This is a genomic window from Streptomyces sp. NPDC002676 (assembly GCF_053592455.1).
The window spans coordinates 1-21,691 of sequence record NZ_JBSFVT010000024.1; the positions used below are offsets into that span (position 1 = coordinate 1).

Annotated in this window: 23 protein-coding genes and 6 pseudogenes; 14 read left to right on the plus strand and 15 right to left on the minus strand. The window is 67.0% G+C overall.

Annotated features, from left to right (window positions below; genetic code table 11):
• The first annotated feature begins 210 nt into the window (after positions 1–210).
• Positions 211–789: a hypothetical protein gene (locus ACWD3E_RS37250; RefSeq protein WP_451391947.1), complete on the plus strand. Its 579-nt coding sequence runs from the start codon at positions 211–213 to the stop codon at positions 787–789.
• Positions 790–853: 64 nt separating this feature from the next.
• On the opposite strand, the gene ACWD3E_RS37255 is transcribed toward ACWD3E_RS37250, so the two are convergent.
• Positions 854–1,822: a winged helix-turn-helix domain-containing protein gene (locus ACWD3E_RS37255; RefSeq protein ID WP_451391948.1), complete on the minus strand. Its 969-nt coding sequence runs from the start codon at positions 1,820–1,822 to the stop codon at positions 854–856.
• A 389-nt stretch (positions 1,823–2,211) separates the two neighbouring features.
• Between ACWD3E_RS37255 and ACWD3E_RS37260 the strand changes: the two genes are divergently transcribed.
• The 5 genes from ACWD3E_RS37260 to ACWD3E_RS37280 all read left to right on the plus strand — a co-directional run bounded on the left by ACWD3E_RS37260 (position 2,212) and on the right by ACWD3E_RS37280 (position 6,270).
• The gene (locus ACWD3E_RS37260; protein WP_451391949.1) at positions 2,212–2,610 is read left to right on the plus strand and encodes a peptidoglycan-binding domain-containing protein; all 399 of its coding nucleotides are present in this window, start codon (positions 2,212–2,214) and stop codon (positions 2,608–2,610) included.
• Between the two features lie 808 nt (positions 2,611–3,418).
• Positions 3,419–3,673 (plus strand): hypothetical protein, encoded by a 255-nt coding sequence (locus ACWD3E_RS37265; protein ID WP_451391950.1) that lies wholly within the window; start codon positions 3,419–3,421, stop codon positions 3,671–3,673.
• A 119-nt stretch (positions 3,674–3,792) separates the two neighbouring features.
• A complete protein-coding gene (locus tag ACWD3E_RS37270; protein ID WP_451391951.1) occupies positions 3,793–4,329 on the plus strand; it encodes a hypothetical protein in 537 nt (178 codons plus the stop codon).
• A 463-nt stretch (positions 4,330–4,792) separates the two neighbouring features.
• Positions 4,793–5,236 (plus strand): peptidase inhibitor family I36 protein, encoded by a 444-nt coding sequence (locus ACWD3E_RS37275; RefSeq protein ID WP_451391952.1) that lies wholly within the window; start codon positions 4,793–4,795, stop codon positions 5,234–5,236.
• 128 nt (positions 5,237–5,364) lie between these two features.
• Positions 5,365–6,270, plus strand: a complete 906-nt coding sequence (locus ACWD3E_RS37280) for a hypothetical protein (RefSeq protein WP_451391953.1) — start codon at positions 5,365–5,367, stop codon at positions 6,268–6,270.
• A gap of 258 nt (positions 6,271–6,528) precedes the next feature.
• Here ACWD3E_RS37280 and coaD read toward each other — a convergent pair whose 3' ends face one another.
• Complete coding sequence (gene coaD, locus ACWD3E_RS37285) at positions 6,529–6,945, minus strand: pantetheine-phosphate adenylyltransferase (RefSeq protein WP_451391954.1); 417 nt, start codon at positions 6,943–6,945, stop codon at positions 6,529–6,531.
• A gap of 980 nt (positions 6,946–7,925) precedes the next feature.
• On the opposite strand from coaD, the pseudogene ACWD3E_RS37290 reads away from it, so the two are divergent.
• Together ACWD3E_RS37290 and ACWD3E_RS37295 are read left to right on the plus strand one after the other, a co-directional pair.
• Positions 7,926–8,542 (plus strand): annotated as a pseudogene (locus ACWD3E_RS37290) (SUKH-4 family immunity protein).
• 672 nt (positions 8,543–9,214) lie between these two features.
• Positions 9,215–9,367: pseudogene (locus ACWD3E_RS37295) on the plus strand (integrase core domain-containing protein); the annotation flags it as partial.
• A gap of 143 nt (positions 9,368–9,510) precedes the next feature.
• Here the strand turns inward: ACWD3E_RS37295 and ACWD3E_RS37300 are convergent.
• The 4 genes and pseudogenes from ACWD3E_RS37300 to ACWD3E_RS37315 all read right to left on the minus strand — a co-directional run bounded on the left by ACWD3E_RS37300 (position 9,511) and on the right by ACWD3E_RS37315 (position 11,812).
• Positions 9,511–9,780 (minus strand): hypothetical protein, encoded by a 270-nt coding sequence (locus tag ACWD3E_RS37300; RefSeq protein ID WP_451392036.1) that lies wholly within the window; start codon positions 9,778–9,780, stop codon positions 9,511–9,513.
• Between the two features lie 70 nt (positions 9,781–9,850).
• Positions 9,851–10,018, minus strand: a pseudogene (locus tag ACWD3E_RS37305) (helix-turn-helix domain-containing protein); the annotation flags it as partial.
• Between the two features lie 321 nt (positions 10,019–10,339).
• Positions 10,340–10,519 (minus strand): annotated as a pseudogene (locus ACWD3E_RS37310) (transposase); the annotation flags it as partial.
• 342 nt (positions 10,520–10,861) lie between these two features.
• Positions 10,862–11,812 carry an ankyrin repeat domain-containing protein gene (locus ACWD3E_RS37315; protein ID WP_451391955.1) on the minus strand — a complete coding sequence of 317 codons (951 nt, stop codon included), beginning with the start codon at positions 11,810–11,812 and terminating at the stop codon, positions 10,862–10,864.
• Between the two features lie 679 nt (positions 11,813–12,491).
• Between ACWD3E_RS37315 and ACWD3E_RS37320 the strand changes: the two genes are divergently transcribed.
• The 4 genes from ACWD3E_RS37320 (at position 12,492) to ACWD3E_RS37335 (ending at position 15,750) form a co-directional block, all read left to right on the plus strand.
• Entirely contained in the window at positions 12,492–13,415 is a 924-nt protein-coding gene (locus ACWD3E_RS37320) for a phosphotransferase family protein (protein WP_451391956.1), read from the plus strand.
• Positions 13,416–13,955: 540 nt separating this feature from the next.
• Complete coding sequence (locus ACWD3E_RS37325; RefSeq protein WP_451391957.1) at positions 13,956–14,594, plus strand: hypothetical protein; 639 nt, start codon at positions 13,956–13,958, stop codon at positions 14,592–14,594.
• Positions 14,595–14,874: 280 nt separating this feature from the next.
• Positions 14,875–15,225 (plus strand): antibiotic biosynthesis monooxygenase family protein, encoded by a 351-nt coding sequence (locus tag ACWD3E_RS37330; protein WP_451391958.1) that lies wholly within the window; start codon positions 14,875–14,877, stop codon positions 15,223–15,225.
• A gap of 138 nt (positions 15,226–15,363) precedes the next feature.
• Positions 15,364–15,750, plus strand: coding sequence for a VOC family protein (locus tag ACWD3E_RS37335; protein ID WP_451391959.1), 387 nt, complete (start codon positions 15,364–15,366; stop codon positions 15,748–15,750).
• Positions 15,751–15,843: 93 nt separating this feature from the next.
• Here the strand turns inward: ACWD3E_RS37335 and ACWD3E_RS37340 are convergent, their stop codons facing one another.
• The 4 genes from ACWD3E_RS37340 to ACWD3E_RS37355 form a co-directional block, all read right to left on the minus strand.
• Positions 15,844–16,527, minus strand: coding sequence for an ATP-binding protein (locus ACWD3E_RS37340; RefSeq protein WP_451391960.1), 684 nt, complete (start codon positions 16,525–16,527; stop codon positions 15,844–15,846).
• A 167-nt stretch (positions 16,528–16,694) separates the two neighbouring features.
• Positions 16,695–16,841 carry a hypothetical protein gene (locus tag ACWD3E_RS37345; RefSeq protein WP_451391961.1) on the minus strand — a complete coding sequence of 49 codons (147 nt, stop codon included), beginning with the start codon at positions 16,839–16,841 and terminating at the stop codon, positions 16,695–16,697.
• 197 nt (positions 16,842–17,038) lie between these two features.
• Positions 17,039–17,653, minus strand: a complete 615-nt coding sequence (locus tag ACWD3E_RS37350; protein ID WP_451391962.1) for a Mu transposase domain-containing protein — start codon at positions 17,651–17,653, stop codon at positions 17,039–17,041.
• Positions 17,654–17,681: 28 nt separating this feature from the next.
• A complete protein-coding gene (locus ACWD3E_RS37355; protein WP_451391963.1) occupies positions 17,682–18,275 on the minus strand; it encodes a hypothetical protein in 594 nt (197 codons plus the stop codon).
• Between the two features lie 38 nt (positions 18,276–18,313).
• Between ACWD3E_RS37355 and ACWD3E_RS37360 the strand changes: the two genes are divergently transcribed.
• On the plus strand, positions 18,314–18,772 hold the full coding sequence (locus ACWD3E_RS37360) for a hypothetical protein (RefSeq protein WP_451391964.1): 459 nt from the start codon (positions 18,314–18,316) through the stop codon (positions 18,770–18,772).
• A 22-nt stretch (positions 18,773–18,794) separates the two neighbouring features.
• Here ACWD3E_RS37360 and ACWD3E_RS37365 read toward each other — a convergent pair.
• From ACWD3E_RS37365 to ACWD3E_RS37385, 5 genes and pseudogenes are all read right to left on the minus strand, one after another.
• A pseudogene (locus ACWD3E_RS37365) lies at positions 18,795–18,912 on the minus strand (ATP-binding protein); the annotation flags it as partial.
• Between the two features lie 125 nt (positions 18,913–19,037).
• On the minus strand, positions 19,038–19,247 hold the full coding sequence (locus tag ACWD3E_RS37370) for a hypothetical protein (protein ID WP_451392037.1): 210 nt from the start codon (positions 19,245–19,247) through the stop codon (positions 19,038–19,040).
• 259 nt (positions 19,248–19,506) lie between these two features.
• Positions 19,507–19,662: pseudogene (locus ACWD3E_RS37375) on the minus strand (site-specific integrase); the annotation flags it as partial.
• A 422-nt stretch (positions 19,663–20,084) separates the two neighbouring features.
• Complete coding sequence (locus tag ACWD3E_RS37380) at positions 20,085–20,351, minus strand: hypothetical protein (protein ID WP_451391965.1); 267 nt, start codon at positions 20,349–20,351, stop codon at positions 20,085–20,087.
• Positions 20,352–20,632: 281 nt separating this feature from the next.
• Positions 20,633–21,025: a nuclear transport factor 2 family protein gene (locus tag ACWD3E_RS37385; RefSeq protein ID WP_451391966.1), complete on the minus strand. Its 393-nt coding sequence runs from the start codon at positions 21,023–21,025 to the stop codon at positions 20,633–20,635.
• A gap of 118 nt (positions 21,026–21,143) precedes the next feature.
• On the opposite strand from ACWD3E_RS37385, the gene ACWD3E_RS37390 reads away from it, so the two are divergent.
• Positions 21,144–21,611: a MarR family winged helix-turn-helix transcriptional regulator gene (locus ACWD3E_RS37390; protein ID WP_451391967.1), complete on the plus strand. Its 468-nt coding sequence runs from the start codon at positions 21,144–21,146 to the stop codon at positions 21,609–21,611.
• Positions 21,612–21,691 lie beyond the last annotated feature (80 nt).

Genomic DNA, 21,691 nt, shown 5'->3' on the forward strand with positions numbered 1-21,691 from the left:
AGCGGACGAACCACGCCCATCTCTCCCGCCACGAAAGGGAGTTCATGCCCACCCACCCGAACTAAACGATCACGTTCGGAAAGCGGATGGCATCTGAGACAGGGCTCAACCGGATGGCCAGGCGACTACTCTGAGATTCGCCGCATCGGGATCCAAGTCCTGGCATCGCAACGTGAGCTGCTTGCCAGGCTGCCGAGGTGTCCAGTCATAGTGGAGCAAAGCCTGGCGAATGGCAGCCGCAACCAATCCCGGTGCGATCACCACTCCGTGCTCGAGCCACGTCACCATGCGCTGCCCGTCTGCTTCCCCGTGCACGACGACGATGGCCAGACCGGGCTCGTCGTTGGGTGCGACCACCCAACGGTAACTTTCGCCGTCGACAACAATCGTCCGCGTGCCCCTTTTCGCTATGCCCACGCAGCGCAGACTTTCACAGCCCGTACGCTCCGGCCTGCGGTGTTCCTGATCGTTTCCTTATCTGAAGCGGCCTCTCCGTCCGGTTTGTCGGTGTTTACGAAGCGTCGGCGAACCGGTCGAAGAGGTCTTGTGGTGAAGTCTGACAGAGAGATCATGGAGATATTCGAGGCGTACGACCTGACCGAGACAGTCTGGTTGGCGGCCACCCTGACGGTACGAGTTCTGAGCCCGCCCCGGCGGGCAAGCCGCAGCATCTTCTTGGGAGCGGCCCGCGCCGTGACGGACTGGACCATCCGCACCTTCATCGAGCAGCGCATTGGCTGGCCCACAGATCAGCCGGGGTTGAGTAGACCAGTACGTCTGCGTGCGTAGGCAGTTCCAGGCAGGTCGTCTCCGCTACCGGCGGGTTACTTGCTCCCTGGTGTCTGAGCTGGGACTACGGGGCCGTCTCGGCTGCGTTGCTCCTGCTGATGAGTACCAGCCCAAGTGGCGTGCAGGTGTGCCAAACGGCTTGGCCTTCGCGCTGGCTGACAATCAAGCCCGCATGCCGAAGCGCCTTGGCGTGCTCGGAGGCGGAGGACTTGCTGATGCGGAGGTCACGTGCCACCTCGGTGGTGGTCCGCTGTCGGGTGAGCAGGGCGAGGATGGCGGCCCGGGTGCGCCCCAGGAGGGCAGCCACCGGATCGTTGGTCGTGGATTCCTCCAGCAGCGTCAGCGCAGTCACCGCGCGGTAGACCAGTAGCGCAGGACGGTGGGGGTAGTCGCCGACCAGAGGCCGGCCGGCCCAGGACGCCGAAGGCAGCAGGGTGATGCCGCGCCCGGCCAGGTGGATCTCACGGTTCTCGGGGGAGTCGATCTCCAGGACGGCTCCGCGCCAGCAGATCCCAGAGGTCAGACCGGCCAGCATCGCGCGGATCCCGTGCCGGGCGAGAATCTGGGTGCGCCATGCCTGCTCCGCGTCGAACCCGGAGGTGATTCGGTCCCAGGCGGGGGCCAGGAGACCGTTGTACCCGGCGCGTACCGCGCCTTCAAGTAACTGCCAGGCAGCTTGGTCCTGTTCGGCGAGGTGGATTTTCCACGGAGTTCGCGGGCGACCGGCGGCGCATGCACGCTGCAGTTCGGCGCGCACGAACGCGGTGGGGCTCGACCGTACCTGGTCCAGCCCGTCATCGAGTCCCCGGCTGAGGGGATCAAGGAACAGCGGTCCTTTCCCCGTCGGAGGTACGAGTTCCAAAAGAGGGCGTGCGGCGCGCGGGAAAGTCCGGAGCGTTCGTTGCTGCCATCGGGAGAAGACCGGGTCGATGCCCTGCTGTTGCAGCATGGCTGTGGCGAGGACTAGTTCCATCAGCGGTGCTGGAGCTGGCGCCAAGGTGACCTGCAGAAGGTCCTCCAGCGTGAAGTGCACGCAAAGCATCGAACTCCCCTGTGTCAGCCGGCGTCAGCCTGCGTCGGAGCTGCACTGTTCGGGCAAGACCGAATCCTTTGCAGCGCTCCGGGCGGACTGCCGACCATGGAGTTGTACGGAGCTTGCCGAGTCTCGACCATCAGAGGCCGGAGAAAGAAGGCGTAAATCGGACGCCCGTCCCTGAGAAGCCTATAGGCCGCAGCGGCCCCAGGCAGTGGCTGGAGCCAAGCGGGCGCCGGCGGGGGGAGCTAGACGGCGTGATGGGTGATCGATCCGCACGACAGCATCGATGGCTTGGGTCGGCTCCATCGGCCGGACAGCAACACGGTACTTCGCAAGTCTGATCGGGCCGGGCACACCATCGAACGACAGAAAGCAGAGGCAGCATCATGAACGGCACACGTATCCGCAAGGTGGCGGCGACCGCCGTAGGTACCGCATTGCTTCTCACCGGCATGACCGGTGCGCTCGCCACTCAGGCCTCGGCCTCGCCGAGTGCCCCGTACATCGGTGACGGCTACCCCAACAACATCCATGGGGTCTGGTGCGTTCAGCACCTGGTCAACGACGTGGCGCAGTCGAAGGGCAAGGGCCGGCCATTGGCGGAGGACCACCTCTGGGGGCCCCAGACGAAGAAGTGGGTCGAGTGGTACCAGGGAGTTTCGCGTCACGGTCTGAGCCAGGACGGCATCGTGGGCAAGGGCACCGGCGGCTGGCTGCTGCTCGACGGGGACAGCTACTACGGCGGTCGCAACTACTGCTACAACTACGTCCCTTCGTACTTCTGACGGGTCGGCGGCGGCCGGAACCCTGATGTTCCGTGGAACGGGGGACGGAACATCGTTGTCGGCAAGCCACCAGGCTGAGAAGGCGGATTTCGAGGTATGCCTCGGGGATCTCCTTCACCTCCGGCGGGTGCCCAGGTGTTCTGTCCACGGGGCGGCATCGAACAGAGAAACCGCAGTTCAGAAGCCCGCTGGCTCCGGCCGGTCGGCCGGGACCGTGAGGATATACCACGGCATGTACGTGACTGTCGGGGGTGGCGATGGACCTGGATCTGGAACGGGTCGAGGTCGAGTGGGCCGGCGGGGACGGTGGCGGGCTGCGGAAGTCGGTGCTCGGGGCAGCGGCTCGGGTCGCCCCCCGGGCAGCGGCACTTCACGGGCTGGTACTGGGCTGCGACGACGGAGTCATTGGCGGGGTTCGAGTCCTGGCTGGAGCGGGATCGGGCGATGTTGCTCGATCACGATCGGCGGGTGGTGGGACTGGCCTTACAGCAGTTCCGGGTGTCGTGGCCGGGGCCGCGCGTCGGATCTCGCACACGCCCCACTACTTCGCGCGCCTGGAGGGCGGGGCTGGCTTGCTGATCGATGTCCGGCCGGCGGACCGGGTGGGGCCGAAGGACGGTCGGACTGTTGGAACATCATGAGCGTGTTGCCCGTCATCGTGTGGACGGTCTGTGGGAGGAGGTCGACCGCATCCAGGCCGAGTTGGCCGTGGCGGAGCGGGAATGGGGGAGTGGGTGCTCGCTCCTGGCGGCGACAGCGCCGCGGGTCCCCGGGCCGTCTAGGTTCTGCGGGGGCGGATACGCAGTCGGTGCTGCCCGGGCCCCCGGAGGCGGCGAAGCCGAAATCGGTGGTGCTGGTGTGGTGTGAGGGGCTGGCCTGGTCGGTGCCTCCGCTGATCTGCCAGCAGTTGGCCTGTGCCTTCGGTATGGAGGTGGTGCCGGCGAAGGTGAAGGCGCTGCGTTCGAAGGCGAAGCGCCTGGTGGCCCGTGGCTGGCTGGCCGAGCCCGCGCCGGGTCGATTCACGCTCGCGAAGGGTGTGGCCGGACCAGGCGGCGGGTCATGAGCAGGGTCATCGACCAGTAGACCGTCGCCTCGGCTCTGCTGGTGCGGCGTTCGAAGTCACGTGTTGGCTCAGGTGCTGTTGAACACGGTCGGCGCCGCGCTTCTGCTCCTCGTCGGCTCATGTGCGGACTCCTGCCGTGGGCAGGACTTAAAACCATCTGGACGCTGGGCGGCGACGCACTCGGCGTCTCGGCCGATGATTGGCAGAGAACGACCAGCGTCGGCGCGTCGGGGCCGTCGAAGGCAGCCGCTTCGCTGGGGATCGACGTAACTGTGCTGGCCGCGATGGTCGGGGTCTTCCTGCTGCTGGGGCTGCTGTACGCGTGGGGGCAGGTGTTCCCCCGCTGGACGCTGGCCCTGTCCGGACGACGGGTCCCGCGCCTGCTGCCACTGATCCCGGCCTGGCTGACTGGCATCCCCCTGACAATGTACGGAGCCGTCCTCATCGTCATGGCCCCGCTCATGGCCGTCGGCGTGCTGCCCGAGATCAAGCCGTCCCCGCCGTTCACCACCAGCTCGGGGATCACCTGGTTTGTCGAGTTCGGTGGCCTGGCATTCGGTGGTCTGGGCCTCGGCCTCGTCGTGGCCGCTCGCTCCTATGCCGCCCGCACCCACCCCGTCTGTGCCAGCGCCACGGCAACGAACCGGCCCGAGTAGTCGGGTACCGGGAGCACCCAAGCGATTTGACGGCGTGCTCGAGACGGCTGTTCGGGGACCTCAACCACGTCCGGCACCGACCGCGATCACCCGAACGAGACTCCCGTTCGATCGACAAGCTCCTTGATCGGTACGACAACGACTTCCAAGGGTTACGGACTCATCCGGCACATTGGCCAAGTCACGCGGCGTCTTCCTGTGAGCCGCAGGGATCGGTAGCTACCGCCGACGGAGATCACCGACTCGGCAGGTATCGGCGGACGTCCGGTTAATCCTCGATTGTGCTTCGGTGCCGGGGACTGCGCTGACCATCGGATCGGCCACCGGATTGGCCGAAACTGTACATACACCGGTTCGATTCAAGATCTACTGTTCCCACCGAGGGGGCCGCTTCCGCCTGCCCCTTCGCGCTCAGGAACCGGACGCCGCACCACCTGACCTGCCCAACGGAGGAGAACTCGAAATGTCCGTGATGAAGACAGGATCACGCGTCGCCTTGGTCGGCGCGGCCGCCGTGCTTGCGCTCGGCGGCCTGGCCGGGCAGGCCAACGCCAGCTACGTCAACATCGACAGCTGGCACACGTTCACCTGCTCCAACTCCGCCCCGGGGGCCTACTTTTGTCTCTGGTACAACTCCAACCATGGTGGCGGCATCTGGTCCAGCAGCGCCCAGGCCGTTCCCACGCTGTCCGGTAACTTCAGTGACGGTAACCCCGTGAGGAACGACGCCGCATCCGCCGAGAACGCGAGCGCCTGCGACGTGGGCATTTGGGTCTACCCCAATTTCGTGGGAGACGAGAACTGGTTGAGCCCCAGCATGGGCGGCAACCTCAACTCGTGGCTGAAGAACAACGAAGCGTCGATCGCCATGGACGATGCCTCGCGCTCCTACTGCCCCACCGTCTGACGGTCCCCGTCCCATGCATGCCCAAGGCCTGCCCGTCGGCTGACACCGGCGGGCAGGCCGCCTCGCGAACTCGGAGGAGAAGAACCGTGACTGCCGCAGCGAGAGTCCGCCGACGGCGGCTCCTGGCGATGGCGCTGATCGCCCTGGCGGCAAGTGGGTGCTCCGCCGAGCAGGCGGCATCGCCGCCCGCCCCGGCGCTGCCACCCGCTGCGGTACCGACGCCCACCCCCGGTCCCAAGCAGGTTGCCACGCTCCGGTTGCCGATCGTGGACTACATGCTCACACCCCAGCAGTCGGCTGAACTGAAGTGGGTGAACGCCGAGAAGGTCGCTGTGTGCATGAAGCGGTACGGCTTCGACCTGCCAGTGGCGCCGAGTCCGGTCGTCTCGCCCTCCGACTCCGTCATGTTCCGTCGCTACGGCGTGACCGATCCGGCAAGCGTCAGCACCTGGGGATACCACCTGCCCAGACGCGGCATTGCTGCCCCGCAAGCCACGCTCTCCCCGGCGGAGAACGCCGTGCTGCTCGGTCGGGACGCCGCCGGCAAGCCGATGACCAGCTCGAACGGGCAGGCGGTGCCGACCGGAGGATGCCAGGGCAAGGTCAACACCGAGCTCAGCTCGCTCCATACGGGCGGGCCGGGCTCAAGCGGCGGCACGTCCCAACTCGCCGCGCGGACCAAGGGAGAGAGTTTCGCTCACTCGATGGCTGATCCGCGTGTGCAAAAGGTTTTCGGGCGCTGGTCGGAGTGCATGCGCGGCGACGGTTTCAGCGCGCCGAACCCGATGGAGGCCGGAGCGGATCTGCCGTCCGTGAAGGAGCCCAAGCCGGACGCCGCCGAGATCCGCATGGCGCAGGCCGATGTGGACTGCAAGACGCGCACCAACCTGGTCGGGATCTGGTTCGCCGTCGAAGCCGACTACCAGAAGGCCGCGATCGCCCAGCAGCCGAAGGCGTTCGCCAGGCTCAAGGCGGAGCGTGACGCGCAGGCCGCCCAGATCGAGCAGCTCGTCACCGGGCTGGCCAGCCGCTGAGGCCGCATCTTGCGGGCCGCGCGGCGGCCCTGGGCCCTCACTCCCAGGCGTACTCCGCCAGTTGGAAGGCGGGCTTCCGCGAGTGCGCGATGGCGCGTTGCGGTGCCCCAGTTCACCCGTGCGGGACGTATCAGGACACGACCTCCTCGGGCCCGCCGCGGCATCGACTCCTCCGAACGCCTGAGCGCCGGGGCGACCTATTCGCCGCCTTCCTCACCCTTGCTGCGGCCCTCACCTGCTGGAAGAAGCTTGCTCGAATCATCGTTCGTGTTGACTCATCGCGGTGACGAGGGTGGAGGAGACGTGGGCCAGGGCGGGGTCTGCAGCGATGAAGAACGTTTCGACTCCGGCCAGTTCGTGGTTCATGCGGGCCATCGGCATTTCGTACTCCAGGTCGTGAACGTTGCGGACTCCGCGGATGACGACGTCGATTCCGGCTCGGCGGCAGTAGTCGACCAGCAGGCCGCCGGTGTGGGAGTCGACCGTGACGTTGCTCAGGTCAGTTGCTGCCACGCGGAGCCGGTCCAGCCGTTCGGTGATGGGGAAGCGGCCGGTCTTGTTCGAATTGAACATCACGCAGACGACGACCTCGTCGAACAGGAGGGCGGCGCGGCGGAGAACGTCCTGGTGCCCCTGAGTGACCGGGTCGAAGGATCCTGGGAAGAGGGCTCGCATGATCGGAAAGAATAACAAGCGGCCGGCCCCGGTAGTGAAATGCCAGGGCAGTCGAGCCACCAAGATCAAGCGTGCCAGGGAGAACGCCCGGCGAGACGGGACAACCGCAACGTCGCACGTAGATCACGGTCATGTGGAACACACTCTTGGGTGGTTGGCAGCGGCGAGACGTTCGATGAAGGGGTTGATGCCTTCGCCGGCGATGGGCCGGACCTGCCGGGAGCTCGGAGGGCGGGTGGGGGTTGGTCATCGTGTCCGGTCAGGTGCGGCCGATGGTGTCGTCGATGTCCAGATGGTTGATGGCCTCGAATATTGTGCTGGCGTCGGGGCTTCGGCGTTTGAACCTGCGTGGTGGCTGGTGCTGGAGTGCGACACGGATGAGGCGTCGTCCGAGCCGTGGATAGCGGTGGCGAAGGACGCTCCGGTGGACACCGTCGTGGAGTGCGTCACCGAGTAGGAGCACAAGGTCGACGCGGTGGTTCAGGCCGGTCAGCGTGCGGTCGACGGTCTCGGGGAACGGCCTTGTGCGGTCGGGTTCGGTGGCGACACGTGGGAGTTCTCGTGTTGTTGTCCGGGGTGGTGGATGGGGTGGGGGTGGGCTGATCGGTTTGTGTTGGGGAGTGTTGGGGGTGGTGGCTGGTGGTGGGTCTGGACTGCGAGGTTTTGACGGAGTGTCCGGCCTGGGGTCGTTCGGGGTTGGGTGATAACGGCGGTGTGGTGTTGGTGTCCGGCGTCTAAAGGGCTGGTGCGGGTTTGTGCTGGTCAGCGGCCTGCTGCGTGGTTGGGTCTGCCCGTCCGGTAGAGGGCGGTGTCGAGGTCGCGTGCGGTTCAGCCAGCGGTGTGTGCTCCGCTGTGTTGCAGGAGGTCGTCGAGGAGCAGTCGCCGGAAGCGCCTCGATCCGCAACGCCGTCATTGTGACCGCTTCCATTCACTGAGAGTCCTACGGCGCCCGTGCCGCCGCGGAGTTCGGAGTTCAGGCAGTGCTTTTCGACGTCACCCGCAGCGATCTCGCCGACATCTTCGGCGAGGACCGACTCGCGACCCTGCCCGCCACCGCCTTCCCGCCCTCCACCGCGGACACGGAGGGCGCCCGCCTGCTGCAGACCGTCGGCGTCCCCACCGGGACGCTCTGGCTGCGTGAGCCCGACGAGGACACCGGCCGGCTGCCCCTTGTCCAGGACGTCGTCGACGCCGAGGACTTCGAGGGCGCCTCGGAGGAGGCGGGTGAATGGCCCGTCATCGGCTGGCTGCTCAACGCCCACCTCGCCTTCGACCCCGCCTCCGGCAAGGTGTACGCCTTCGACGCCGACGAGGAGACCGTGCAGGAACTCACACGGACGTCTCCTCCCTCGTCCAGGTCACCCTCCGGTTCCAGTGCCTGCTCGAGGAGTTCACCTTCAGCGGCGACGACGGCGACGAGGAAGCCGACTTCGAGCGCCTGGACGGCGAGGTCGATCGAGTCCGTGAGGAGACGAGCAGCATCGACCCGCGCCCCTTCCAGGACGACGAGACCGTCTGGTCCGTAGTGGGCGATGAGATCGCCATGGGCCAGCGCTTCAAGGGCAACAGCCCGGGAGCCCGCTCGCTCTACGGGTGATCGCCGGCCGATGCCGCCTGCGCACCGCGCGGTGGGCGCGGTGTGCAGGCCGCCTTCCTGCGGACCGGCGTCGGCGGCACGCGCCCGGATGTGCCGGTCACCACGGATCCACCGCTGACCGTCGGTAATTTGACCTCGCTGTCGGGCAGCGGTTGTCACTGGCCCGTGTGTGCGCGGAGCTGGCGCGGGTGCGTCAGGCACCGGTGTCATGAAGAGCCTGTGCTGCTGGCCGGGGCTGCTTGGAGTGAAGCTTCGTGGGCTGAGAGCTCTTCCGAGTTCGGGCAACAGATGTTGATCAAGCGGGTCCAGAATGTTGTCGAGTTCCGAGAACGCCTCGTTGGCGTGTCGGGGTGTGTGACGACGATCGGTAGGTGGCCCTACGGCGTTCAGCAGTCCGCGAGGATGTGGAGTTGGCCCCTGCGAGGACCGATGGATGTCTCCGAGGGGCCTCGGTGAGTGATTGTGAAGACTGGTGGATGGAGATGGGTCGCCCGATCTCTCGGCTATGGCCTCCACGATTGCCGGTAGTCCGTGTCATCCGCGAAGGGCAGCGCCAGTGGCCGTACGTGCTGGCACGGCCGTGGTTCGATGTGTGACTTGGATCGTGTAATGGCGTCAGTCTTGTGGTGATTTCTGGCGTCCTCGCGGTGCGGGTGAGGACAGTGGGAACGAGTGGTCTTGGGGTGCGACACCTCCAAGGACGCCGAGTTGCTCGTGCTGCGGCACGAGAACGCGGTGCTGCGCTGGCAATTGCAGGGCCCGGTCCGTTACGAGCCCACGGACCGGGTCTGGTTCGCGGCGCTGTCCGCGCTGATACCCCGGCGGTTTTGACGCACGGCCTTCCCGGTCACCCACGGCACGTGAGCACCGGGACGCCGTGGTGTGTGCCGGTGTTACGTTGATGGTTTCGGTGGCGCCCCTGTGATTCAGGTGCCGCCTTAACCGCGGCCGACTCCCCCGACGCCGCGCTACGCGCCCTCCGAACCACCCTCACCGGCTGAGGCCGACCGGCGCTTCCTGACCCAGGCCGCCAGGGCGGCGAACGCCACCGGCGCACCGACGGCCGCCTTGACCCCCAGCTTCGCCGCAACCCAGGCGAAGAAGAAGTGGTGCCACCCGTCCGCCCACCACGTGATGCCCGCCACCAGCCCGGCGACGGATAGACCGCAGGCCACCGACACTGCGATGCGAGCCGCACGCCCGAGCTGCGGCTCGCCGTCTTCGTTGATCCCTTCCATGGACCCGACTATAGAGGCGGCTCGTTCGCGCACCGCACGAACGAGGCAACCGAGAGGCCGCCTTGCGCCAGGCGGCCACCGCCGCCTCGTCACGTTCCACCGCGCGGCGCACCGGGAGTACGCTCCAGCCCATCCGGTGCAGCGCCTCTGACATGCCCTTGAGGCTGTACGAGACCGTGAAGAGCCGCTTGACCAGCACCGCTGGCGGAGCAAGACGAGACAAGTCCCGATTGGACATGTCTCATACACGGCTATCGTGCGTATCCGAGTTTGAGCCCTTAAAGAGTGTTTTGTCCCGGCGAGGTTGTTTGGTTCGAGGTTCAGGTGTCGCGCCAGTTCGGGGTGGATTCGCGGGTGAGTCTGCGATGAGATCGCCATGGGCCAGCGCTTCAAGGGCAACAGCCCGGGAGCCCGCTTGCTCTACGGGTGATCGCCGGCCGATGCCGCCCACGAACTGCGCCGTTTGCGCGGTCCGCAGGTCGCCTTCCTGCGGACCGGTCTCATCCTCGACCTGCCCGACCACCTCTCCACTCTGCCTAGCCCCGGCCTAGTGGGCGCGTCATGCACGAGACGCTGCTCCATTGATCAGACGCCGGTGGCAGATCAGGGCTGCCGCGATGCCGCCGAAGGCGAGGAAGCGCTCAGCCTTTCGCTCGTAGCGGCGGTGGAGCCGACGGCAGCCCGCCAGCCAGGACACCGTCCTCTCGACGACCCAACGGTGCCGGCCGAGACGGTGTGAAGCCTTCTCCGCGCTGCGGATCTCCCCGGCGCCAGGGCCTACTACGAGCAGCAACGAGCCCGCGGCATCGAATTCAACGCCGTCCTGCGCCAACTCGCCAACCGGGTCATCGGGATCCTGCACGGCTGCCTCAAAACCGGCACACCATACGACGAGGCGACAGCCTGGTCCCACCAAACCCATGCACTCGCCGCTTGACGGTGCCGCGCGCTCATGGCTACAGCTCGGGCACCCGGCCATGGAGTGTAGGAGGCTGTCGCCCTGCCAAGTTCATTGTGCTGAGCTTCATCTCGATCCTGCGGGCCACCGCCGTGTGGCTGCCATCCGGGGCCTGCGGGTAGGTCAGTGCTCCCAGTAGTCGAGGTCGGGCAGCCGGACCCAGGTGTCGGCGGGGCCGGTGACGGCGCGGGCGCTGGTGGGTCGGAGACCCGCGAAGGCGCAGGCGTAGGCGACGGCGTGATGGCGGTAGAGATAGCTGGCCAGGACCTCCTCAGGGGTGTCGTCAGGGAGAGGGCCGCCGCCGGGGTGGAGGTCCCATCCCTCTACGGTGCTGTTGCGGACGATGCTGCCCTGGTTGCCGCTCTTGGGGTTGGCGTAGAGGCCGTAGCCGACCGTACCCGTGGTCAGGCGGGTCATCGCACCCGGGGTGGACGGGGTGTAACCCCAGGGCTGGGTGACGATGCATCCGCCAGGCACGGTCGTGACGCCGGCGATGAGCAGGCTCTCGTCCATGTCGTACTCGTACGGGTCGTTGAGGAAGTCCGCCACGAACTCCTCGTCCACCGGCCTTGCATCCAGGCGGCGGATCGCCTCGGCGGCGTCGATGCCGGCGATGCAAGCAAGGCCGGTGCCCTCGTAATGGAAACGGCCGAGAGCCTCGACGAGTTGCCGACCGCGCTGGACGGTGGCCTGCTCGGCTGCCGTCAGGCCGGGTTCTTCGTCGGGGACAGGGAACAGGTCGGGGACCGGCCCGGCCAGGGCGAGGCGGCCCGGCGACCAGCCGCCAAGCTGGGGCCGCCAGGGATCGGCACCAGCGGCCACGAGGGCCCGGGCATTGTCCGGTTGGTCCTCCATGACGGCCTCCCACAGCGCCGTCGTCCCGTACTCCAGCGCGTCCACGTTCGAGACACGGCCTGCCAGTTCGGCCACCACCTCGGGAGAGCCAAACCCTGCCGCCCGGTGCAGAGGGCGCCCCCCGCCCCACGCATCCGGGTCAGCGCCCGCGTTGAGCCGCGCGCGGATGTCGCCGTGGTCTCGCCAGCTTTCCCAGGTCACACCGGCCCAGCCTGTCATCGTGCCTCTCCGTCCTCTCCGCACCAGCGCGGGCGTCAGCCCCTCCGCACACGATCGCATGCGGGTCCGACAGCCGTCGTTCCGAAGCCGATCCGGTCCGCGCCGAGCCGGTCGGCCGGGTGCCTGCTGCGACGTCAGGAGCGCCGGGCAGTCGGCGTGTGGGCCCTGGCAATCAGCGCCAGCGGTGTGGCGGCCGGGCGCCACGACGACGAGGAACCCGGCCGACACCGTCCGGATCCAGGACGACTGCTTCTCCGGCCGCCCGCCCGTACGGCCCGCTCTCCAACCGGCCCCGCCCCCGCTCGCCGACCACCAGGCCCACATACTCGCCGTTTGACTCTCCAGCTCATGGGATGTCTGTCAAGGGCTACTGTTCAACGCCTCCCTTGGTTCCTGGGGCCGGGAGCTGTCGGCGTACACCTCACTGTGCCCAGGCAGGTACGGAGGAACGTGCTCTCCTTCCGCATGCATCCAAGGCCTGCACACTGTGATCAGTGCCGCGGGGAGCGCCGACTGTATCGATGGTGTCAGCGGCCTGTCATAGGGTCCCGGCAAGAGTCCGTAAGGCGTGTTTGGTAAGTGGTCGGGCTGTGGCCGTTCGTCGGCGTGGCGGTGATCGTGAGCATGCATCGCGGGAAAGTCGGTGCATCGATGAACTGCCAGCTCCTAGAATGCGTGGGTGAGCCTTTCGCATCTCGGCGCGCCGATCAGGCCGATGATCCGGGTCCACGGCGGGTTCGCCAACCGGATGTACCGGCTCGACACCGACCAGGGGTCGTTCGCGGTGAAGGAGTTGAACTTCGTCGACCGCCGCTGGGCCTATCGCGTCGAGGACGTGTTCAGGTTTGAGCGGGCGGCCTTCGCTGCCGGCATTCCGATGCCAGAGCCGATCTCGGCCAGCCGCTACACGCTCGTTCACCGATGGGTCGAGGGCGAGAAGGTGCCCGAAGCGCCGGTGTCGGCGGCGTACGCGTTTGAGATCGGTGAGATCCTCGCGCGCATCCACGCGCTCGACGTCGCGTGGACCCATGTGTCGATCGAGGACCCGACGTCACGGGACTGGCCCGAGCTCGCCGCGCGGGCGGCGGCGACCGGTCAGCCGTGGGCCGACGAGCTCGCCTCTCACGTCGAGACGTTCCTCGCGATTGCCCACTTCGTCGACACCTGCGAACGGCCAGGCCCCGTCGTGCTGACCCACAGGGACATCCAACCGTGGAACCTGCTCGCTCGAGAGGGCCGGCCGGTGGTGCTCGACTGGGAGCTCTCGGGGATGCTCGACCTGTCCAGTGAGCTCGGCTCGACCGCGCTGAGCCTCGCGAAGGGACCTGGCTTGGACGACATCAAGCCCGCCATCTTCCGCTCGGTTCTCGACGGCTACGTCGCGGGGGGCGGAGCGCTGCCGCCGTCAGGTCCAAGCTGGTTTGTATTCATGATCGGCGGCTGGCTGGGGCACATGAGGTGGAACATCCTCCGGTGCCTCGCCGGTGTCGAGGCGAGCACCGGCCCTGACCTCGCGCTGTCGCACGAGTCCGTGCGCAACGGGGTTCGCGGCCTCCCCGACCTGTTCGGCCGACTTCCGGAGCTCGAGGCGCTGCTCGTGTGACAGTGACCTGCGTCGGTGCTTGGTAGGCGGCGCAAGGCGCGCTCCCGATTCCGCTCGGGGCCAGAGCCGATGACCTGCACCGACGCGGACGCGCGGACACCTGTCTCGGACCGGCCAGGACACCGGTGGCGGATTTGAGGTCGTATGGCAGCGTCAGTTCCCGGCGCCACCCAGGGCCGTTGCCCTGCCTGAATGAAGCTGCGCTGGCTACGCCCCGGCTCTGGCCTGTGTGCCTGGTGCTTGCGCAGGCGTCCGGGTTGTGGCGGCGGCAGGCGCTCGTCGGATCAGCGGTGCGCGGCCTGCCGACGTCGTGCATCAGACGGGCACGGGCGCGGCCCGTGTCAGCGCTGCGGGCGCCGGCGGTCCCTGGACGCCGCGACCCAGCGATGCCGTCCGTGCAGCGATCCGGAAAGGGCGGAGCCGTTGGCAGCCTGCTCGGGGTGCCGTGTCCTGGTCCAGTGGGCGCGGGCCATGCGCAAGCGCTGCTATGAGCACCCGCCCCACACGGTGGAAACCCGCGCCGCCGGCTGAGCCCGCCGGATGCCCAACATCCACTCGTGGTGCGATGCTTTCACCGAGCACCTGAAGACACACCGCCACAACTCCTTCTACGCTGCGGAAGCCCTCACCCACACCGCCCGTCTCGTCATCGACACCACCGACCCGGACGAGTCCCTGGCTCAGCCGACCGCTCGCCGCGAACGCCGCATCCAGGCCGTCCCAGCGCCGCTGCGCCCCGCAGTCCGCGCCTTCGCAGACGCGCTGATGTCCCAGCCCGCAGGACTGCAGCAGTTCTTCTCCCACGCCCACCACACCGGCCTGATCCTCCATAATCCCGCCGCTACCTTGGACGCCCCGCAGCAACGCGGCTTCAAGGGGGCCACGATCACTCTCGATGAGCAGCGTGCCCTCTACCGCCGCTGGAGTACCAGCACAGCTGTCCTCCCGCATGAGGCGTTCATCGGGCTGGCCGCGCTCCTCCACGCCGCCACCACCACCGAACTCCGCGGCCTCACCCTCGATCAGATCAGCATCGACTCCCGGACAGTTCGCTTCCCTGGGCGGACCGTTGGCTTCGTTCACTTCAAACGACAGCGTCCCTCCACCAGTTCGGGAGTCGCTCGGCGCTCGGCGGCAGCGGAGATGTTCACGGGAAGTGACGTCACTGCGTGGGATTGACGGAATTTCACCTCCGCCCGTGTCGGCCGCGAGCCCGCGCCCCCTCAGGGTCCGGTGTCATCCCCAGGTATGGCACGGCTTCGCGCGGTCCGACCGAAGTCGTCCATCGGAATGGGAACTGCGGCTGACTTCATGGCCCGCTTACGCCGGGACGATGGAACGGTCCCCAGAAAGCGGTACTCGCACGGACAAGCGAGCGTCGTGAGCGTCGCCGGATTCAGTACGGCGGTGGCCGGCCTCGGTGCCGTGGGACAACCGATAGCGAGAGGAAGTACCGAAGATGGCCAAGCTGCAGAGCCTGGACCCGAATACGCCGATGTTCGCGCAGTTCAAGCAGAAGACCGGGCCCATCGTCCTGGCCAACACCTTCTTCGTCCCAAAGGAGCGGAGTGAAGCGTTCCTGACCCTCTTTCGGAGGCAGGCGGAGTTCATGAAGGCTCAGCCGGGATTCGTCTCCCTACAGATGCACAAGGGAACGGCGGACAGCCAACTTCTGATGAACGTCGCGGTCTGGGAGTCGACCGAGGCTCTCGCCACGGCGTTCGGCAGTCCGGAGTTCCAGCGCATGGCTGCCGAGTTCCCCGACGACATCGTGTCGTACCCACACATCTTCGAGCAGATCGACGTATGACACGGCAGCTGCAGCCGGGGGAGGGGAGCCGGAGAAGCCCTGCCCTCCCCGGGCAGTCACGCATCCATGCACCATGCCGGGTCGCCAAGGCCGCCGAGCACCCCACCACGCGTAGCCCGTCCCTGAAGAGAAGTCACTATGACCGTGGAACTGCATCACACCATCGTCCCCGCCCGTGACCCGCAAGCCTCGGCGCAGTTCCTGGCCGAAATCCTCGGCCTGAGTGTCGATCCGCCGGTGGCGCACTTCACGCCGGTCACGCTGGCCAACCAGGTCAGCCTGGACTACGACCAGCTGGACGACTTTGAGCCACACCACTACGCATTCATGGTCAGCGAGCAGGAGTTCGACGCCGCCCTCGCCCGCATCCAGCACGGCGGAATCACCCACTACGGCGATCCCGCATGCCAAGAAATTGGGCAGATCTATCACAGCAAGCGCACCATAGGCCGCAGGGGCACCTACTTCCACGACCCCGACGGACATCTCATGGAAATCCTCACCCCGGGCGGCACCGGGTCGTGAGGCCGATGGCGGCCCAGCGGATCATGGCTTCGCTTGTGGGACGGCCCGCCGCCCGCGCGGGCAGCGGGCCGTCGCGTGTGAGGGCGGCGGATGTCAGCCGGCCTTGGCGGGTGCGCCTGCCTTCGCCCGTGTGGATGCGAGGCGGTAGGAGTCGGTACCAGTCTCGATGATCGTGCCGTCGAACGTGAGCCGGTCGACGATGGCTGCGCAGAGCCGCGGATCCGTGAACGTCTTCGTACACCCGCCGAACGACTCGTTCGAGGCGATCGCGACGCTGTTCTTCTCCTCGCACTCGGTCAGCACCTGGAACGGCAACTCGGCCCCGTGCCGGTCGAGTTCCATGTAATCGAGCTCGTCGATGCACAAAAGATCGACACGGCCGTAGCGGGCGATCGTCTGGTGGGACTTGCCGGTGCTCGAGTCACCGATCAGACAGAGCGGCTGTCCCTTCTCGACCCACTCGCAGCTGGCCAGGGTGTGGACCGTGGCGGCGTCGATGTTCGAGTTCGCGCTGAAGTCGAAGCTCCGCAGCGACTTCTCCCGCGGGAGGTTGGCGGCCTTGATCCGGCGTTCCGTGCGGCGTCGGGCCTGGTCGTCGCACTCGGCCATCAGCAGCTCGGCAAGGAAGCCGCGGTAGCTCATCTGCTCCTTGAGCGCCCGGTCGGCGGTCTCGGAAAACTCTTTGCGGATGGAGGGCAGCCTCAGGATGCGGCAGGCGGTGTCGATGGCGGCGTCGGCGGCCTGCTCGGTCAAGCCTCGCTGGCGGGGCCGGGTCACGGGGTTTCTCCCTCTCGCTGGTCACCATCGCTGTCACGGCGGCGTCGGAGCAATTGGTCATAGGGCGTCATCGACGGCAACGGCCGAGTGTCCGGTGGCAGATGCGCAAGCCTCCACTCGTGCAGGAACGTCACGCTCGCCGATCCCTGGCCCCGCGGGTGCGGCCGTCAAGGAGGCAGCGGCGCCTCGCCCTCGCTCTGGGCCGCCTTGCGGGTCTCCAAGGCGACTGCGTCCGCGGTCAGGGCTCCCGCCCGCAGGGAGGTGGCAAGCCCGGCGACCAGGTGCTCGTGGGGAATGTGCCGGCCCAGCAGCAAGACCTTGATCAGGGCCCGGGTGCCGTCACGCTCGCCGTGGACTTCGGTGGCCTGGGACCACCAGGCGTCATGCAGCGGGGTGAACTTGCCTGCGAGGCGGGCCTGTTCGAGAGCCGTGGCGCCAGGAAAGGCTCCCGGCTTGCGGATCAGGGCCTCCAGGTAGTGGTCCAGTTCGAGCCGGCACTGGCCCTTCGTGATCAGCCGCTCTCCACGTTCTGGTCATAGACAACCAGGTGGGAGGCGTACAGAACCACACGGATCCGCTTGCCGATCAGACGGACCGGAACCGAGTAGCGGTTCGTCCTGACCGCGATCTGGCTGTAGCGGTCGACGCGGGGCGTGATCACCCGGCCCGTCTCGAACGGCGCCTCGGGCAGAGGCAGCAGCAACGGCTGGTCAAGTGCGAAGCACTCGTCGATGGTCTGCGACCTGGCCCCGATCCGACGCCGTCCGTCGTGCAGGTCCCACTGCTCGACCATCTCGTTCAGCTCCGCGAGCGAGGAGACCTCCGGCACCGGGGCGAAGTGGTTGCGCCGGAAGTACCCGATCTGGCCCTCGACCCCGCCCTTCTCGTGGGCGCCCTCGATGCCGGGCCGGCAGTGGAAGCTCTCGATCCCGTAGTGCGACTTGAACGCGATCCACCGGTCGCTCTCCACCCGCGCCCGGCTCAGGCCGAGCACCCGGGCGACGGCGGCCTTGAGGTTGTCGTAACGGATCTTGGCCCGGGGGACACCGCCCAGCGTCCGCAGCGCGTGAACGTGCCCTTCGAAGAAGGCTTCCTGGCCACAGGAGGCGAACACGTTTCTCTGCACTATCAGATGGAGCGTGGGGCAGTCAGTTCTATGTGGTGGGGGTGGCCGCGGGTCCCTGAATCTCCAGGACGACAGCAGTTCCAGCGACGCTTCGGTCTTCGTGCATGGTGATCGTTTGGCCGGGCTGAAGGCACCGCCACTGCGTGGAGTCGAGGGGTGCGAGCCGCACCGAGGATCGCTCACCGGGCCCTAGGAAGGGTGTGAGTTCGACCCAGAGGCCCGCGATGTTGAGGGTCGGTTCGCCGGTCGGGGTTCGGTTTCCGATATTCCACATCGGCCGGAGAACACCGGCTCCGGAGAAGGCGGTCTGCCGTCGGCTTTCGCTCGCCGGTCGGAGGGTGAGGTCAGCTCGGATGATCCCGTTGCGGGTTTCGTAGCAGCGCCAGTGGCACCAGGCCGCGCTGTTCTTCAGCTGCATTTGCTCGGCGGCCGTGGCAAGGGCTTCCCAGAAGCTGAGCGGAAGCGGGTGGACGTCGCCGAGTTCCTCGAGCAGGCCGAGGGCCACCTCCCACTCATCGTGAATGAGGTAGTCCCAGACGTCGTTGATCGTGATGTCGTTCTCGGTGGCGATCTCTTCGGGGACCAGCAGGGAGGCGGTTTCCAGCAGCTTGGGGACATCCATGCCCTGATTCTGGACCACGTGTCGGCGTACTTGCGAAAGTGCAGATGAAGGTGCTCAGCCTGGTGCTCGTCTGTGGGCTCGGGTGGGTGGACTCGTGCGACGATCGTGCTATGGAGAGTCCTGATCCCTCGTTCCGTCGGCGCTTGTTGATTGAGTCGCTGACAGTGCTGGCAGCTGATGCCCAAACCCAGGTTGCCTGGCTGGCCAGGCACGACGTGGTGACGGATGAGATCGCCCTGGACTTCTATCACGCTTTTGGCATGGCTGAAGTCCTGGTGGAGGAGGGGCAACTCGATCGCGGTGTCCTGCCTGACTTGCGGGAGATCGACGCCGTTCTCAGCGAGATGAGCGGTGCTGAGCACGCTGGTTGGTGGACGACGGACGCGTTGTGCGTCGATGAGGGGTGGAGTCGGGCCCGGCGGGTGGCCCGCCGGGTTCTCGCTGCGGAGCTGGGTGACTGGCAGCAGCCGCTTCGGGAGATTTCTGTCATCCGGTAACGGCCTGCGCTGTCGTTGCTGGTCAGGCCACTTGGGTGTCCCGTTCGATGGCGGCGAGGCGGTTCTTGAGCCGGTAGCTGGGGCCGTTGATGGAGATGAACTCCGCAGTGGTGAAGGAGACGGTTGAGGATGGCGGTGGCCGGTGCGCTGGCTCTTGCAAGGCACCGGCTCGCTGGTCTTCGCCGAGCTGGGGACGGCTGGGCCCAATGGGATGTACTTGGTCAATCTTCTCTGCACTTCAAAATGATCACTTTCGGTGGCTTCGTCAGCGGAGGGAGCCAGGCCCGCCGACTCCTTGCTCGGCCTGCTTCCGGAGGCGGTCGGCCTGCTGCTTCTGGGCGGTGTGCCGCCGCCTCTCCTTCAGGGCGGCGACCTTGCCCAGCCACTGCATCCGGTGGGCCTCTTCGAGCCGTTCGCGGGTGTTGGCTTCGATCTCCAGCAGTCGGGGGACCTGGGCCAGGTTGAGGCGGAGCATCGGGCAGAGGATGCAGGCATGCTCGTGCTGGCAGGGGGGTGCCATAGGGTCTGTCGCAAGTGCCCAGGGCGACCTTGCGAAGGCTGAAATGGTCGCGGAAGTCGCCCCACTCGGCGACGCTCGGCTCCCGGTACATTTCGCTGGGACGTGAAGCTCGGCGCTGGTCGACGAAGTGTCGGTAGTGGCGGATGACCTGCTCGGGATAGACCGCGACATATCCCTGAGTGGTGTTCAGGTCGAGATGGCCAAGTACCTTGGCGGCGATGTGGATCGGCAGTCCACCGTTGAGGGTCTCAGTGGAGAGGATCCTCCGGAAGTCGTGCGGGGTAAATCGCAGCCGCGTGCCGTCGACGTCGACGATGTCCGCCCGTTTCACGAGCTCCGCGAGCAACTCCCGCACCCGGTTCGGGGACATCACCTGCAGACGGTGCTGCGAGACGCGTTGGAATAGGTGCGGCAGTGGCGGACCGAAGGTGCGTTCGTAGCCGTCGTAGCGGCTCAGGCGGGACCTTCCCGGCAGGATCCTTGATCCTGCGGATGATGCGGGCGAGGACGGCGACCAGGTCCGGGTCGGCCGGAATGACTCTTTCCTGGTCGGTCTTGGAGGGGCTGATCTGCAGCAATGGGACCAGCTCGCCGGTGGGTGCCTTGTATGGCCGAAGGCTCAGATGGGTGAGTTCCAGGACTTCCTCGATGCGGGCTCCGGTCCGCCGCAGCACCTCGGTCACGGCCCAGGTCCAGAACGCGTTCGAAGCGTCGACCAGGGACGCGCAATGGCGAGGTCGGCGCCGATGCCGTGGCCGGAGCCGGCGTCGTGCACACAGCGCTGAAGACTATTCAGCTCGGCAGGTTGCGGGCTTCCTCGATCTCCCTGCGGAGCTTAGCCTCGCGCTCTGTCCTGCGCGTCTTCGCACGCAGGACACGCTCGGGGTCGCTGTTGTACCAGAACCCGAAGGTGGCGATCGAGAACAGGGCAACCACAGGTATGTATGGGACGTACCAGTGGCCGGTCCTCAGCTTGTGAGTGACGACGAGCGTGATGGTGCAAAGCACAGGCATGGTGAACCACTGCAGCATCAGCTTCGGTCTCGGTCTAGGCGGCATGCGCGCCACTGTACGGGGCCCTCGGAGAGGGTGCTCCGAGGGCCTACCTACCAGTCGGAAGCGTCGACCAGGGACGCTTCTCCGTGAAGATCAGGATGGCCTCCGCCACACCCTTCCCGAGGGCCCCGGCAAGGCCGCAGCGATGAGTTGATCCGTACCTTCGCGCGACGCGGAGGTGGGGACCGCCGAGGTATCTCGCAGGGGCCTTGTCGTAGACGTTGATCGCGCGAGGCGTGGCCTCTGCGGACCGTGGCCGCTCTGACCGGCTTGGTGGTGGCTGCTCAGCGAGCACTGCCGAGATTGCGGTCGTCTCCGGCGCCTTCGAGCATGAGAGTGGTCTCCTCGATCCGGCGGAAGCGCCCGTCGGGCGCAAACTCCCCGAAGAGGTAGACCTCCATGCGAACGGTGGCTCCGTCGTTCTTGGTGACGTTCACCGTGTGCCGGTCGGCGTATCGGCCGCCGTCCACGAGCTCGTCGTGCACCTGGACCGAGCCGCCGGCTACGACTTGGCGCAGGTGGGCGATGTGTGCCAGGAACTCCTGCCGATTGTCCCACCGGCCGTCGGTGCGCTGACGGTAGTCAGGGGCGAAGTGGCGGTTGGCGGCCACATCCAGATCGAGTCCCGGGGTGAAGAGCAGATCGGTGAGAGCCGTGCTGACGTCGGTGCGAAACATGAGCCTTCCTTCTGTTGCTGTGACTGTCGACGTGGTGCGCCGAACCAAATAATGCGTGCTTGAAGCACGCATCCACAGTAGCGCAAGAAGCGTGCTCCGCGCACGCTAATCTGGAGGCATGACGAACGGGACCGGGAATGAGATCGCCGACGCGCTGGGATTGCTCCTACGGCGGAGCACCCGCGAGCACCTCTACGCACAGCTGACCGAGGGCCTGGGAGAGGCGGTCGACGACTTCACCTACCCAGTGCTCAGCGGCCTGGCTCGAACCGGCCCCTGTAGCGCCGCCGACCTCGGTCGCGAGATCGGACTCGACCGCACCACCGTCACCCGGCGGGCCGACCGGTTGGAGCAGGCCGCCCTACTGCGGCGAGAACCGGACCCCGCAGACGGCCGCGCGACCCTGCTCGCTCTCACCGACGCGGGCCGCGATGCAGTGCACACCACCAGACAACGATTGGCCTCCCGCATCGAAGACTCGCTCGGCTCCTGGCCTCGCGAGGATGCCCGCGCCTTCGCCCGCTGGTTGCGGCGCTTCGTCGACGAGGGCCCCTTCGCCCCCGGCAATACGCGGGAAACCGACTGACCGTCACCTCCATCTCGCGCATCCGGTAGACCGTCCTGGACGACCCGCAGTGGCTGGAGTGGCGCGGCCGCCACCTCCAC

Bases quoted from the DNA above. Each gene is read 5' to 3' on its own strand.
- ACWD3E_RS37280 (WP_451391953.1), top strand. From the start codon at position 5,365: ATGGCGCTGATCGCCCTGGCGGCAAGTGGGTGCTCCGCCGAGCAGGCG.
- ACWD3E_RS37325 (WP_451391957.1), top strand. From the start codon at position 13,956: ATGCCCAACATCCACTCGTGGTGCGATGCTTTCACCGAGCACCTGAAG.
- ACWD3E_RS37380 (WP_451391965.1), bottom strand. From the start codon at position 20,351: ATGCCGCCTAGACCGAGACCGAAGCTGATGCTGCAGTGGTTCACCATG.
- ACWD3E_RS37370 (WP_451392037.1), bottom strand. From the start codon at position 19,247: ATGCTCCGCCTCAACCTGGCCCAGGTCCCCCGACTGCTGGAGATCGAA.
- ACWD3E_RS37270 (WP_451391951.1), top strand. From the start codon at position 3,793: ATGTGCGGACTCCTGCCGTGGGCAGGACTTAAAACCATCTGGACGCTG.
- ACWD3E_RS37385 (WP_451391966.1), bottom strand. From the start codon at position 21,025: ATGTTTCGCACCGACGTCAGCACGGCTCTCACCGATCTGCTCTTCACC.
- ACWD3E_RS37330 (WP_451391958.1), top strand. From the start codon at position 14,875: ATGGCCAAGCTGCAGAGCCTGGACCCGAATACGCCGATGTTCGCGCAG.
- coaD (WP_451391954.1), bottom strand. From the start codon at position 6,945: ATGCGAGCCCTCTTCCCAGGATCCTTCGACCCGGTCACTCAGGGGCAC.
- ACWD3E_RS37260 (WP_451391949.1), top strand. From the start codon at position 2,212: ATGAACGGCACACGTATCCGCAAGGTGGCGGCGACCGCCGTAGGTACC.
- ACWD3E_RS37315 (WP_451391955.1), bottom strand. From the start codon at position 11,812: ATGACAGGCTGGGCCGGTGTGACCTGGGAAAGCTGGCGAGACCACGGC.
- ACWD3E_RS37390 (WP_451391967.1), top strand. From the start codon at position 21,144: ATGACGAACGGGACCGGGAATGAGATCGCCGACGCGCTGGGATTGCTC.
- ACWD3E_RS37300 (WP_451392036.1), bottom strand. From the start codon at position 9,780: ATGGAAGGGATCAACGAAGACGGCGAGCCGCAGCTCGGGCGTGCGGCT.
- ACWD3E_RS37275 (WP_451391952.1), top strand. From the start codon at position 4,793: ATGTCCGTGATGAAGACAGGATCACGCGTCGCCTTGGTCGGCGCGGCC.
- ACWD3E_RS37355 (WP_451391963.1), bottom strand. From the start codon at position 18,275: ATGGATGTCCCCAAGCTGCTGGAAACCGCCTCCCTGCTGGTCCCCGAA.
- ACWD3E_RS37335 (WP_451391959.1), top strand. From the start codon at position 15,364: ATGACCGTGGAACTGCATCACACCATCGTCCCCGCCCGTGACCCGCAA.